At 43.4% G+C, this 13,736-nt stretch carries 13 protein-coding genes; 6 read left to right on the top strand and 7 right to left on the bottom strand.

The window, feature by feature from the left end:
* The first annotated feature begins 124 nt into the window (after positions 1–124).
* Positions 125–910 carry an Imm45 family immunity protein gene (gene imm45, locus QZ176_RS08310; RefSeq protein ID WP_295152742.1) on the top strand — a complete coding sequence of 262 codons (786 nt, stop codon included), beginning with the start codon at positions 125–127 and terminating at the stop codon, positions 908–910.
* A 62-nt stretch (positions 911–972) separates the two neighbouring features.
* Positions 973–1,245 carry a hypothetical protein gene (locus tag QZ176_RS08315; RefSeq protein WP_295152744.1) on the top strand — a complete coding sequence of 91 codons (273 nt, stop codon included), beginning with the start codon at positions 973–975 and terminating at the stop codon, positions 1,243–1,245.
* A gap of 457 nt (positions 1,246–1,702) precedes the next feature.
* On the opposite strand, the gene QZ176_RS08320 is transcribed toward QZ176_RS08315, so the two are convergent.
* Positions 1,703–2,434, bottom strand: a complete 732-nt coding sequence (locus tag QZ176_RS08320) for a DUF4197 domain-containing protein (protein WP_295152746.1) — start codon at positions 2,432–2,434, stop codon at positions 1,703–1,705.
* Between the two features lie 360 nt (positions 2,435–2,794).
* On the opposite strand from QZ176_RS08320, the gene QZ176_RS08325 reads away from it, so the two are divergent.
* Positions 2,795–2,926, top strand: a complete 132-nt coding sequence (locus QZ176_RS08325) for a hypothetical protein (RefSeq protein ID WP_295152748.1) — start codon at positions 2,795–2,797, stop codon at positions 2,924–2,926.
* Here the strand turns inward: QZ176_RS08325 and gdhA are convergent.
* The 6 genes from gdhA to gltX all read right to left on the bottom strand — a co-directional run bounded on the left by gdhA (position 2,923) and on the right by gltX (position 9,543).
* Positions 2,923–4,281, bottom strand: coding sequence for an NADP-specific glutamate dehydrogenase (gene gdhA, locus QZ176_RS08330; RefSeq protein WP_295152750.1), 1,359 nt, complete (start codon positions 4,279–4,281; stop codon positions 2,923–2,925). The genes QZ176_RS08325 and gdhA overlap by 4 nt on opposite strands.
* Entirely contained in the window at positions 4,278–4,970 is a 693-nt protein-coding gene (locus tag QZ176_RS08335) for an MqnA/MqnD/SBP family protein (RefSeq protein ID WP_295152752.1), read from the bottom strand. Before QZ176_RS08335 ends, gdhA begins: the two co-directional genes overlap by 4 nt.
* A gap of 78 nt (positions 4,971–5,048) precedes the next feature.
* On the bottom strand, positions 5,049–5,420 hold the full coding sequence (locus QZ176_RS08340) for a hypothetical protein (protein WP_295152754.1): 372 nt from the start codon (positions 5,418–5,420) through the stop codon (positions 5,049–5,051).
* Positions 5,413–6,861, bottom strand: coding sequence for a nicotinate phosphoribosyltransferase (locus tag QZ176_RS08345; RefSeq protein ID WP_295152756.1), 1,449 nt, complete (start codon positions 6,859–6,861; stop codon positions 5,413–5,415). Before QZ176_RS08345 ends, QZ176_RS08340 begins: the two co-directional genes overlap by 8 nt.
* A gap of 44 nt (positions 6,862–6,905) precedes the next feature.
* A complete protein-coding gene (locus tag QZ176_RS08350) occupies positions 6,906–8,162 on the bottom strand; it encodes a malic enzyme-like NAD(P)-binding protein (protein ID WP_295152758.1) in 1,257 nt (418 codons plus the stop codon).
* A gap of 1 nt (position 8,163) precedes the next feature.
* Complete coding sequence (gene gltX, locus QZ176_RS08355) at positions 8,164–9,543, bottom strand: glutamate--tRNA ligase (RefSeq protein WP_295152760.1); 1,380 nt, start codon at positions 9,541–9,543, stop codon at positions 8,164–8,166.
* A gap of 84 nt (positions 9,544–9,627) precedes the next feature.
* Here gltX and QZ176_RS08360 point away from each other — a divergent pair, with 84 nt between their 5' ends.
* The 3 genes from QZ176_RS08360 to QZ176_RS08370 all read left to right on the top strand — a co-directional run bounded on the left by QZ176_RS08360 (position 9,628) and on the right by QZ176_RS08370 (position 13,709).
* Entirely contained in the window at positions 9,628–10,518 is an 891-nt protein-coding gene (locus tag QZ176_RS08360; RefSeq protein WP_295152762.1) for a peptidylprolyl isomerase, read from the top strand.
* 451 nt (positions 10,519–10,969) lie between these two features.
* The gene (locus QZ176_RS08365; RefSeq protein WP_295152764.1) at positions 10,970–12,808 is read left to right on the top strand and encodes an AAA family ATPase; all 1,839 of its coding nucleotides are present in this window, start codon (positions 10,970–10,972) and stop codon (positions 12,806–12,808) included.
* Positions 12,801–13,709, top strand: a complete 909-nt coding sequence (locus QZ176_RS08370) for an HNH endonuclease domain-containing protein (protein ID WP_295152766.1) — start codon at positions 12,801–12,803, stop codon at positions 13,707–13,709. Before QZ176_RS08365 ends, QZ176_RS08370 begins: the two co-directional genes overlap by 8 nt.
* Positions 13,710–13,736 lie beyond the last annotated feature (27 nt).

The following is a 13,736-nucleotide window of genomic DNA, read 5'->3' on the forward strand; positions in this document are numbered from 1 at the left end:
AAATTTTAAAGCCGAGGCTTTATGAAAAGTATAAGGATGTGGTTATAGAGGTGTAATTTAGCGATTATAAATAACGAAAATTTATTATGAACATGTTTAATCTAGCAAGCAAAAAGGACTTTAAATGACCATCTTACCAATATCAACCTTCGACAATGATTTACAAAGAGGCGATATTATAAAATTTAACGACGATGAGCTTATGGTCTGCGATGAGCGATGTTTCTGGACAGAAAATCCCTGCCTTTTAAATTTAAAAAATACCAGATATTTTGAGCTTCCTAGCGAGATGCTATCAAGTAAAGCGGGATTTGTCGTGGATAAGGAGCAATTGATTCGTAATTTAGCAAATTTCGGCATCAATGCGAGCCCCCAGGAGGTATTTATATGCTCCGATAATTACCTTAGTAGCGATGAACTAAAAGATTGCGACGAAACAATCCCTGGTTTCAGACTGATAAAACCTAGGGATAAATTCGGACGCAATAGACGCATAAAGAGGAACCTAATGAAAAAATTTAGTATTCCTCTCTTGAAATTTCGCGGAAAGATCGAGGTCGGAGATATTATCGAATGTAGAAAATCCTGCTATCCATACGAGAAAAATGTAAGCTTTATCGTAGTAAAAGCAAAAGACGATGATGGAGTAAATTTTATAAAATTGATCGTAATTAGCGGCTACAAGGCGGGCTTATGGGTTTTGCCGTTTTTATTTAAAACGGATAAAAATACAGTAGAGACGGACTGGCTAATTAAAAATTGGAAATATATTTTTTATAGATGCTGCGACATAAGATATACTTATATAAATTTACAAAATCGAAAAGAGATTTTAAATTTTACCGATAAAGAGTTGGAAAATTTTATAAAAATAAAGCGAAAGAGATTTAAATTTAAAAATAAGAAGTGATATAATGCCTCGCCAATCGACATTATCAATATATACGGGAAGAATACACACAAGGAGAAAATATGGTTAAAGTATTAAAATTTATAATTTGCGCCGTAGTAGTTTTGTTATTATTTATAATTTATGAAAGCAATTTGTGTGCAAAGTGCGATTATACGTTTTTTGTAGAGGAAAGGCTCATGGGTAGATTATTGATAGCAATCGATACAAATGATATAAATTTAGTAAGATATATTGCTGCTGAAGGTAGAGTTTGCAAGCAAGCCAATGTCCATAATAGAGCGCTTAAAGAATTAAGAAAAATGGAATCGGAAAATAATAGGACTAATGAGTAAACCGGTTTTGCAGAACACAAAGAGAGATATGAAAGAAGCGAATTTACAGGACGGCTTTTCTTGCTTTATCCTTACACTCATCTATTACAGATCTGCTATTCCGATACTCCGCCGCTTTTTAAAATTTCAGATATAAACGCTGTCTATACGCGAACCTAAACACCGCATGAAATTTTAAAATTTCAAATCCTTTACGTCTTGCTAAATTTCTAAATTTTACAGTTTCAAATTTCGCAGACTAACTTCGCAGCAAGATTATCGTATAAAGCCAATCTGCCGCGAGCGCGCGGTAAACGAACTTCTAAATTTCGCCGCGCGCCCGATGATTTGCCGCAAGCAGCCGCTTCACGCGAGCGGGCACTTTGCGCGCAGCTTTAGACTACGCAGGCAGCAGCGCGAAGCAACAGGAAGCAGCTAGCTATACGGCGAAATTTACGCTAAAGCCTCGCCGCGAGCTTTATTGAAGCACCTTGCCTAAAATCCCAGCACCTTTGCCGACGGCGCTACCGCGAAGCGCGCTTTCTTTTTCCCTCATCACCGCAAATAGCCCGTCTAGCGTCTTTTGCGTGATGTAATCGTTCAGATCCTCGCCCTGCTTAGGCAGATACTCGCTCGCGCCCAGCCCGCGCGCGATGTTTTGCACCGCTTCATTGCCCGCGATCTTGTTTTGCGCGAAGGAATTTAGCCCGTTATACGCCGTCGCGAAGCTGTTTTTGCTCATCATGTCACTTACGATCGGTCTGAAAACCGCCCGCAGCTTCGCGCCCGATTTACTCTGCAAATACTCGCTAAGCGCCGTGTCGCCGCCGCCGATGAGCTTTTTAACGTCGGCATCGCTCATCGATTTCAGATCTTGCAAAAATATCTTGCTCGCACCGCTTACCGCCTTGGTAGCGGCATCGTTCATACTCACGACGAGCTCGCGCTCCCATTTATCGCCGCCCACCTTTCTCGCAAGCTTCGCAGCCGCTTTAAGCGAAGGAGGAAGCTCGATTTTAGCGGTCTTGCTGTGGATGTAGCCCTTGGCGAGCTCGGCTACGGCGCGGTTCGTAGCGGAAGCGAGCAGCTCTTTGTAATTTCCGCTCTGAGTCGCACCGAGCACGTCCGCGCCCTGCTTTAGGATATCCGTTACGTCCGCATGCGCGAGCGACAGCGACGCGGCGGCGAGTAAAACCATAAATTTTTTCATATTGCAACCTTTGGATAAAATTTGCGCCATTATGCCAAAATGCGGTAAACGCTCAGCCCGTGCTCGGTTTAAATTTACGCGCTGCACGGGCGAGCTGAGATAAAATTTTAGACTAAATTTAAAAGCGGCTTCGAGCTAAATTTTAAACGTCAAATTTCAAAGCTAAATTTAACTGGCAAAATTTACCCGCCAAATTTAAAGATAAAATTTGGCGGCGGCGGACTTTGCGCGCTTGCGGTTAAATTTAAAAGTGACACTACGACGACTTAAAATTTTAAAACCGCATTGCGCCTGAGCACCATTTAAAATTTATGTAGCGCACAAGATGTCAATGCAACCCGCGCAGAGAGGATTATAGCGATGAGCGGCTATATCCTCGGCGCAAACGATTGGAATTTTATCAAACCCGCCGTAGTTCAAAGGCTTGCTGTAAATTTAAAGAGTTTAAATTTAAAAGCGAGCTGCGACTTTGGGCGCGATAAGCAGGCCTAAACCAGCCCTTGATCCAGCATCGCGTCGGCTACGCGGCGAAAGCCCGCGATATTCGAGCCCAGCACGAGATTGCCCTCCGCGCCGAATTCCTTCGAGGTCTCGTAGCTGGTGCGAAATATGTGACACATGATCTCGCGCAGCTTGCCGTCGACCTCCTCGAAGCTCCACGACGCCATCTGCGCGTTTTGCGCCATCTCAAGCCCGCTCGTAGCCACGCCGCCCGCATTCGCCGCTTTCGCAGGACCGAAAAGAAGGTCCTTTTGCTCGAGCATAAAATCGACCGCCTCGAGCGTGCTGGGCATATTCGCGCCCTCGCAAACCATGCGGCATCCGTTGGCGTAAAGAGTTCGCGCATCATCCAGATTAAGCTCGTTTTGCGTAGCGCTCGGAAATGCCGCATCGCACGGCACGCTCCACACGCCGTTGCGGCCTGCGGGATAGGCACTTACGGGGGTAAATTTTGCGCCGGGACGCTCTTTGGTATATTCAATAAGCCCTACGCGCAGCTGCTCTTTTAGCTTTTTAAGAAGCGCCACGTCTATTCCATCGGCGTCATAGATAAAGCCCGTGGAATCGCTTACCGTAACGGGCTTAGCCTGCATCTGATAGAGCTTTTCGGCGGTGTAGATCGCAACGTTGCCGGCGCCCGAGATCGTGCAAATTTTGCCGTGCAGCGAATCGCCCCTGGTAGCTAGCATCTCGTTTGCAAAATACACGGAGCCGTAGCCCGTAGCCTCGGTGCGCGCAAGACTACCGCCCCAGCTTAGCCCCTTGCCCGTAAGCGCGCCGTCGAATCTGCGGGTGAGCTTTTTATATGCGCCGTACATATAGCCGATCTCGCGGCCGCCCACGCCGATGTCGCCTGCGGGCACGTCGGTATTGGAGCTGATTAGGCGGTGAAGTTCTAACATAAAAGCTTGGCAAAATCTCATAATCTCGCCGTCGCTCTTGCCCTTGGGATCGAAATTTGCGCCGCCTTTTGCGCCTCCGATATTAAGACCCGTGAGGGAATTTTTAAAAATTTGTTCAAACCCTAAAAATTTTAAAACGCCTAAATTTACGCTCGGATGAAAGCGCAGTCCACCTTTGTAGGGGCCCAGGGCGGAGTTGAACTCTATGCGATATCCCGTATGCACGCAGGGCTCGCCGTCGTCGCTCATATAGACGACGCGAAACATCATCGTGCGCTCGGGCGCTAAAATGCGCTCTAAAATTTTGTTTTTCACGTATCGCTCGTCGCGCTTTAGAAGCGGTATGAGCGAGTATAAAATCTCGGTCGATGCTTGGATAAAGACCTCCTGGCCGGGATTGGCGCGCTTTAAATTTAGCAGCAAGCCGTCGATGTAAGATTTCATAGCCCCTCCTTTTGAACCGGATTAAATTTTAATTTTTTGGATTTGGCGATAAATTTTTTCAGCGCCAGCTCCTCGCGGACGTCGATCTTATAGCCGATAAATTTCAGATAATTTAAAATTTCGCGCTCTTTTATGCCGCGCGAAAGGGCGTAGCTTTGCAGGATATATCTTGGAATTTTAATGCGCGAACGTAAAAATTTCGTCGCCAGGCGCGCGTAAGCTTTTTCGTTTTTCACGCAGCACAGCCGCCCAAAAACGAAGGGCAAGCCCGTGCGCTGCTGCCAAATTTCGCCCAGATCGTAGAATTTATCCTTGCCCTGCGAAAGCAGCGCCTTTAGAGCACTATCACCGATTAGCACCTCGCCGCTAAGATCCAGCACGCGAGCTAGCATATTTGAGCTCATCGACGCGGGATCAAGCCTGGGCGCCGAGTTTTTGCGCACGAGTACGCTTAAAACCTCGCGCTTTGCGACGATTCCAAGAGGCAGTTTGCGGTATTTTGCGCGGCGGCTTTCGATGCTGGAGATTACCGCGGCGTCTATGCGCCTATAATAAAGATCGGCGCAGAGTTTGCTCGGCACCCCTTTTTTAAATTCTATCGATTTTTTGACATAGGACGGCAGCGGAAGTGATTTTAAAAATACGTGAAATGGGAGCAAATTTAGATAATCGATTTTGCCTAATAACATAACTTTCTCCGAATTTAGCGCAGGAAAAGAGGTTAAATTCCGGCGCTAAATCGGAATTTAACCAAAAAATTTCAGGATTTATTTGACCTCGGTGATCGGGATGGATTTGTATTTGCTAAACTCCACTATACCCTCACCTTTTTTGAAGTGGATGCTCACTCCGTCTTTATTATCCATATAGATGCCGTCGGCGGCGCGGTCACGCTTAAGATCGTAGCTTTTACCGCTATCGTCCTTTAACACGGCGGTATTGAAATCGTCGTTTGAGCTAAGCGAAAGTTTTTTGCCCTTGTCATCGACGAAATAGAAGGTCTTTGCGTTCTTTTTAGTTATGGTTTTTTCGCTCTGTGCTTGCTTATTCATAGCGCTATCCGGGGATTGGCGGAGCTGGTTTGAGCCGCATCCTAGCAAAACTAGCGCCAAAGCGGCGCACGATAGAACTTTAAACATATTTCTCCTTTAAATTTAGGTTGCACTCGTTGATGAGTGATTTTCGGATATCCCAAAGCTTTTGAGAGAGATCCACTTTGTAGCTTTGCGGATGGACGTTGCGAAGGTGCTCGAGCCAAAATTTGCTCTTCTGCTCCTTGCTAAAACGCGCGATCTCGCTTACCCTGCGGCGCACGCCTACGAATTTGCCCTCCTTGAAAACGGGACGTAAGAGCTTATGCGCGCTGAAATTCGTTAAAATTTTACGCTTGTAGGTGTAAAGCGGATGGAAAATTTCAAGCGGCGCGCTCTCGTCTATGCTCTCTCCATCAAGCGTGATCAGATCGGCAAGCGCCATGCCGTTATCTTTGTCATAGAGTCTAAAGACCTGCTTGTAGCCGGGATTGTTGATCTTGCGCGGATCGTTTGAAATTTTGATCTTAGCCACGATCTCGCCATCTTTTTCGATACCGCTTAGCTTATACACGCCGCCGAGGCTCGAACTATCTCCGCCAGTGATGAGCCTCGTGCCGATCCCCCAGCTATCGATTTTAGCGTCGAAAAGCTTAAGCTGATCGATCGCGTATTCGTCTAGATCGTTAGATGCGGTGATCTTTGCGTCATTAAAGCCCGCAGCATCGAGCATCTTACGCGCCTGCTTGGTTAGATACTCCAGATCGCCTGAATCTATGCGGATTCCAAGCGGCTTATGACCGCTCGCGCGCAGCTCCTTAAAAACCGTAATCGCATTCGGCACGCCGCTTGCGAGAGTATCGTAGGTATCGACGAGCAAAAGCGTGCTGTTCGGATAAATTTTAGCGTAAGCGCGAAATGCCTCCAACTCGCTATCAAAGCTCTGAATCCACGAGTGCGAGTGAGTGCCGATCGCGGGCACGCCGAATTTTTTTGCGGCGAGCACGTTTGATGTGGCGCTACAACCGCCTATAATCGCGGCCTTTGCGCCGTAGATGCCCGCACTTCGCCCCTGAGCGCGGCGCAAGCCAAACTCCATCACCGGATCATTTTTGGCGCTAAAGTTTATACGCGAGCTTTTCGTGGCGATGAGAGTTTGAAAATTTATAGTATTTAGGATCGCAGTTTCGATGAGCTGCGCCTCCATAATGTTTGCCTTGACGCGGATCAGCGGCTCGTGCGGAAATACGATCTGCCCCTCATCCATTGCGTAAATTTCGCCGCTAAATTTAAAGCCTTTTAGAAATTCTAAAAATTCGGGCTTAAATAAATTTAGACTTTTTAAATATGCGATGTCGTCATCGCTAAATTTAAGATTTTCGATATAATCCACGACCTCGCTTAGGCCGCAAAATATCGCGTAACCGCCGCCGCTTGGGTTTTTGCGGTAAAAAACGTCAAAAACTGCCGTCTGATCGGGCTTTGTAAAAAAATAGCCCTGCATCATACTGAGCTGATAAAAATCGGTAAGTAAAGCTAAATTTTGCATCTGCGTCTCTTAAATTTAATCTCGCCCCGATTTGGAGCGAGAGATCATATCTTTTTAGCTTCCAGGCTCTTTTTATAAGCCGCGGCGTCGAATTCTTTGACGCGAGCGACGCCATCATCTACCGCAGCTTTTGCGACGGCCGTCGAGATCACGGCAAATACGCGCGGATCGAAAGGATTTGGAATAACGTAGTCTTTGCCGAATTTCAAGCTCTCTTTGCCCAGCATCTTGCGGATTTCTGCCGGGACCTCTTCGCGAGCGAGATCCGCCATCGCGCGAGCGGCCGCAATCTTCATATTTTCGGTGATCTTTTTGGCTCTTACGTCAAGCGCGCCGCGGAAGATATACGGAAAGCCCAAAACGTTATTGATCTGATTTGCAAAGTCGCTTCTGCCTGTGCCTACGATCGCGTCGCTTCTTACTTCTTCGACCTCGCTCGGATAAATTTCCGGTACCGGATTTGCAAGCGCAAAAATGATCGGATGCGACGCCATAGTCTTTACCATCTCTTTGGTTAAAACGCCCGGCTTGCTAAGACCCAAAAACATATCCGCGCCATTCATCGCATCCGCTAGCGTGCGATCTGCGGTATCTAGGGCAAATTCTTTCTTTTGCTCGGTCAGATCGGTGCGGCCCTTGTGGATCACCCCTTTGGAATCGAGCATTATGATATGTTTAGCGCCTAAATTTTGATACATCTTCGCACACGCGATGCCCGCAGCGCCCGAGCCGCTAACTACGATCTTCATATCCTCGATCTTTTTGCCGCTGATAATGGCTGCATTGATTAGCCCTGCGCCCGTAATCATCGCGGTGCCGTGCTGATCATCGTGCATGACGGGGATATCAACGGCTTTTTGTAGCTCGCGCTCGATCTCGAAGCACTCGGGAGCTTTGATATCCTCTAAATTTATACCGCCGAACGTAGGCGCAAGCGCTTTGCAAATTTCAATTATCTTTTTAGGATCTTTTTCGTCAATCTCGATATCGAAGGCATCTACGCCGCCGAATTTTTTAAACAAAACCGCCTTGCCCTCCATTACGGGCTTTCCGGCGATCGCGCCGATATCTCCCAGGCCTAAAACCGCCGTGCCGTTGGTGATGACGGCTACGAGATTTGCCTTATTCGTGTATTTAAACGCGGCCTCGTGATCACCTTCGATCACCTTGCAAGGCTCCGCGACGCCTGGCGTATATGCAAGCGCTAAATCCTCCGACGTAGCGCACGGGGTTTTTACATTCGTTCCGATTTTACCGCCTATGTGGTACTTCAAAGCCGCTTCAACGTTTACTTTAGCCATTTTATAATCCTTTTTTGATTAAATTTGAAATTCTCGTTTTAACTTCGTCGCTTCCCAAAATTTCACAAATTTCAAAAATCGACGGACTTACGCTTCCCCCCGTGATCGCAACGCGCAGCGGCTGAGCAAGATCCTTTAGCTTGGCGCCGTTTACGTCCAAAAACTCCATCGTCCTTTCCTCACACTCCTTTGCATTTAAATTTGCGCTTAGAGTATCCGAAAATTTTGCGAGTAAGCTTAGCGAACTTTCGGTTACAAATTTCTTATACGCCTTCTCGTCATAGCAGCTCGGACGGTTTAGAAGGATTTTAATGCCCTCAGCCATCTCCACTAGCGTCTTTGCGCGCTGTTTGTACTGCTGCGCGATGAGATGTTTTTTTGCATGGGAACGGATATCGACGCCGAATTCTATAAGCTGCGCGGCAAGCTCATCGTCGTCAGAGTTTTTAATATAATGCGCATTAAGCCACTCAAGCTTGGTTTGATTGAAAGTGCTCGAGCTCTTGCTGATATGGTTAGGATCGAAGTAGCGCTTCATCTCCTCCATGCTAAAAATTTCATCGTCTCCGTGGCTCCAGCCCAGGCGCACTAAGAAATTTAGCAGAGCTTGCGGCAGATAACCCATACGCTTATACTCCATCACGTCGGTAGCGCCGTGACGCTTACTTAGCTTGCTGCCGTCGGTGCCGTTAATCATCGCGACGTGATAAAATTTCGGGATTTTAAAGCCTAGCGCGTTATACAGCACGATCTGCTTCGGGGTGTTGCTTAGATGATCGTCGCCGCGGATCACGTCCGTGACACCCATCAGCGCGTCGTCGATCACGACCGTGAAGTTATACGTAGGCGTGCCGTCGGAGCGCGCGATGATGAAATCGTCCAGAATATCGGCGGCGTTAAATTTTATCTCGCCCTTGATGCCGTCATTAAATTCTATCGTGCCGCTAAGCGGGGCTTTTATACGCACTACAGGCTCGATCCCAGCAGGCGGCGTACCGGTAAAGTCGCGATAGCGGTTATCGTAGCGCGGGCGCTCTTTGCGAGCTTCCTGCTGCGCGCGCAGCTCATCCAGCTCGTCCTTACTCATATAGCATCTGTATGCCTTGCCCTCATCTAGCAGCTTTTGGACATATTGTTTGTAAAGATCAAAGCGCGAGCTTTGGTACACGATCTGTCCATCATAGTCCAGATTGCACCACTTAAAGGCTTCCTCGATCGCCTTAGCAGCCTCCTGCGAATTGCGCTTCAGATCGGTATCCTCGATACGCAGCAGGAATTTGCCGCCGTTTGCTCTAGCGTAAAGATAACTAAAAAGTGCCGTTCTAAGTCCGCCGATATGTAAATATCCCGTAGGACTCGGCGCAAAACGAGTTACTATCATAAAATTCCTTTGCAAAAATTACCATTTAATGTTATAATCGCGATCTTGTAATTATAAAGCAAAAAGACTAAATAAAGGTTAAAAATGATAAAGAAACTGCTTTTTTCCGCAATGATCTGTGTTATTTGTGCAAATGCCGAAGTAGTAAACGGCGTCATCGCCGTGGTAGATAATGAGCCGATCACCGGCTACGAACTAGCCAAAGTTCAGAAGCTAACGGGCGCTTCGCCGCAAGCCGCGATGGAAATTTTAATCGGGCAAAAGCTGCAACAATCCGAGATTAAACGTCGCGGTATCGCGGTAAATGACGCGGAGATCGACGCGAGGCTCAAAGCGATCGCCGATCAAAATAAGCTTAGCTTAGACCAGCTCAAAACCGCTGTGCAAAAGCAAGGTATAAACTACGATGACTTTAAAGCAAATATCCGCCGCACACTGCTTGAAGAAAAGCTCTATGGCTCGATATTCGCAGACGTACAGCACCGCACGACCCCCGAAAATGTCAAAAAATTCTACAGCCAAAATAGCTCATTATTTACAACCTTCGATAGCATCACGCTCACCCGCTACATCGCAAAATCTCAGGCTCCACTCGATAAGATCCGCGCAAATCCAAAGCTCCGCCCAAGCGACGTGTATGTGATGAAGGGAACCCTCAAGGCCAATCAAATGGACGAGGGGCTCAAATACATCGTCACGAACGTCGAACAGGGCAAATTTTCGCCGATCATTCCTACGCGAAACGGCTACGAGATGTTTTACGTAAACGACAAAAAGGGACTTCGTACGCTTGATTTTGACAGCGTGCAAGAAAAGGCGATCGAAGGCTATGTGACCTCCGAACGCAAAAAAGCGATCACCGAGTTTAACGACAGACTCCGCTCAAACGCCAATATCCGCATCATCGAGCGCCCGCAAGCAAAAGCGCAAGGCGCAAAAACCGCCCCAAAAGTTAAAGTGCAAAAAAGGCAATAAATTTTAAAATCCGCCGCCATGCATTAAATTTTATAGAATTTAACGCCGATAACGCAAGGGCAAGCGCGCAGCTTATCCGCTCGCGCGTAAAATTTTGATAAAATTTAAAGGCTTCGTGGTGATAACGATCAAAAATTTTACCGAACTTAAAAGTGATCATCTACGCGAAATTCGAACCCCGCGCGGCTCAAATTTAGCTGGTGCGCCGCGACGGCGACGAGCAAATTTCGATTTTGATTTACGACTACGACGGAGGGTTAAAGTCGAATTTAGCTCTGTCCGATGAGCTTAGAAACTCGGGTGTGGATGGACGAGCTGCCCGAAATAGGCGACACGGCGGTAGGTCTCGGCGCAGGACAAGACGGCAACAGATCGTTTTTGCTGCGTGCGGATGATTAATCAAAGGAAACATTAAGCAAAAAAGATCAATTTATATCAAGGAGCAATAAAAATGGAGCTAGTGTATCTTTGGATAGAGAAGCATAAAAATATTGAAAAGCAAGGCTTCAACTTAGGTTCGAAATTTAAATGCAAATATGATTACGAGAAGAATGAACTAACTATAGACGAAAATCCAAACTATATCGATATTTTCCCCGATAATATAAAAGTAAATGCTCTAATAGGATCTAATGGAAGCGGCAAAAGCAGTATAGTAGAATTTATTTTATTATCTATGCTCGCATACAAAGGAGGCTCTGGAACAGAGATCCCTTCGAGTGGATGGCTGTTAATATATGATAAGAAGAAGGAAAAATTTTTTATATACCTTAGCGATGATGTGAATCCGAGATTGGAAAAGCCTAAAATTAATCCAAATTATAGCAAAAATTACTCTGAGGATTTAGGAAAAGAAAAATTTTTCAATATTCTTTATAATCCATCAATAGAGATGCCCAGTACTTTTATAACAAGATACAAGGACCTTGCCTATTTGCTATATAGCGATGATCAAAAACCGACAGATATTGCAAATGCATTTCTATTCCCCGATAAGACAAATGGCATATTAGATATAAGACAAGCTTATAATAAATATTTGCTCAATATGTTTAAAATAAAAAATAATAAAGAAATTGGCATAAAAAAAGTATTAAATGGTATATTTAAAGATAAAAAGAACCTTGAATTTATACCTCATAATATAAAAATATCCTTAAACCAGAGCGTATTGGAAAGTAGAATTTCAAATGCAACAGTTCGTAATATAGTACTTCAATTAAAGTTATCTTTATCTATAGAATCGCTAAAAAAATACTTATTTGCATTTATTATATCTATGAATAACCAAGATAACGAATCTGATAAAATAAAAACTTACTTTTTTAAAAACGAAGGATCAGATTTAGAATTAGAGTTACAAGAACTATACCACAAGCCTAGGGTTTTAAATAAAGACAAAAATAAATTTGAAGGATTTGTTCGAGAGCTATTATCTAGTAGTTGGATAGAAGAACATTTGCAGAATAAGAAGAATCTAACCTCATTATTTAGAGAAAATTCAAATGCTCTACATAAAGATGTATACGAGCTAGCTAAATTAATCGATGCTATGGAAAAATACCGCAAACTAGATTTGATGAAATTTAAATCCGGAAGCGATGATGAATTAAATGATATCTTATCTAGCCTACCTTCATTCATCGATTTAGATGTCATAGATGAAACAGGAAGACACTTTTCGGATTTCAGCTTTGGAGAAAAAACTATATTAAGCCTTATTTATTCATTGATTTTTTATATAGATTTTTATCATAAAGATGGCAAAGAAATTTTTAACATCATCTTGGATGAAGCAGAAAATGGATTACATCCATTATGGCAAAAGGAGCTATTTAACTTAATTATAAAATTATTAGAAAATTTTAAAGATCTTAAATTTTTACTGATACTAACCTCGCATTCGCCTTTTATTATATCTGATATCCCAAATGAAAATATCATATTTTTAAAAGATGGCAAACAAGTCTATCCGGACATAAATACCTTTGGAGCCAATATCCATACTTTATTGGCCAACGCATTTTTTATGAATAATGGACTGATGGGAAATTTTGCAAAAGAAAAAATAGATAATGTCATAAATATACTAAAGAAGCCATGGTTAAATAACGACGAAATAAAGGGTTGTGAGAATATTATATCACTCATTGGTGAGCCAATTTTAAAAGCCAAACTTAGGCAGATGCTAAATGATGCACGTATTCATAAAATAGACGAAATTGATATTATAAAAAATGATATAAAGAAACTAGAAAAGCGAATACAGGAACTAGAAGAAAATGATTAAAATAGATATGACAGATAAGGCTAAAAGCGAATTTAAAGGAAATATTCTAGGAAAATTTAAAGCACTTAAAAAGAATTCGGAATTGAAATCATACATAAACAGATTAGAAAAACAGTTGAAAGAAATAAAACTTTCAGAATTTGACAATGTTATCACCTTAGAAAGCTTGATAACTATGGACTTTAATAAATTAAAGATCATAAAAAAATATATAGATGAAAAAAATATAACATTTGACAAAGATATAGATCTCTATGAAGAATTTATAAATCGTAGAATTAGAATAGAGCATATAAAGAATCTGAATATATCGGTATGTCCATACTGCAATAGAAACTACATAGTAAATTTTGAGGTGCAGGGCAATCAAATAATTTCAACTGCAGAATTAGATCACTTCTTTCCAAAAAGCGAATACCCCTGTTTTGCTATATCCATTTATAATCTAGTTCCATGTTGCCACACTTGCAATCATATAAAATCAAACAAGAACATAAATATTTGCTCCCCTTTTGATACATCGATTAATGATAAAATCCTATTTAAATATACTCCTAAAAATTCAGATTATCTCTATAGCGAAGAGGATTTTAAACTAGAATGTGACACTTTGGAACAGTCGGACGAAAATGAAATCAAAAATACTCTTGAGCTATTTCACATTATTAGTATATATCAAAAACATAAAGACCTTATATTAGAACTCATACAAAAATCTCAAATTTATACGGAAAGCTATATTGACGAGCTTTTGCAAAATTACCAAGGGAAGGTCTTTAATAACCGAGAAGATTTACTAAGACTTATAATTGGAGTTTATGTAGATGAAAAAGACATCAACAAAAGACCATTAAGTAAACTTTTAATAGATATAAGTAAAAGCTTGGGCTTACTGTATTAGCAGCGAGAAATTCCGCTGCTAAACTTC

Source organism: uncultured Campylobacter sp. (genome assembly GCF_905373215.1).
Taxonomy (GTDB): Bacteria; Campylobacterota; Campylobacteria; order Campylobacterales; family Campylobacteraceae; genus Campylobacter_B.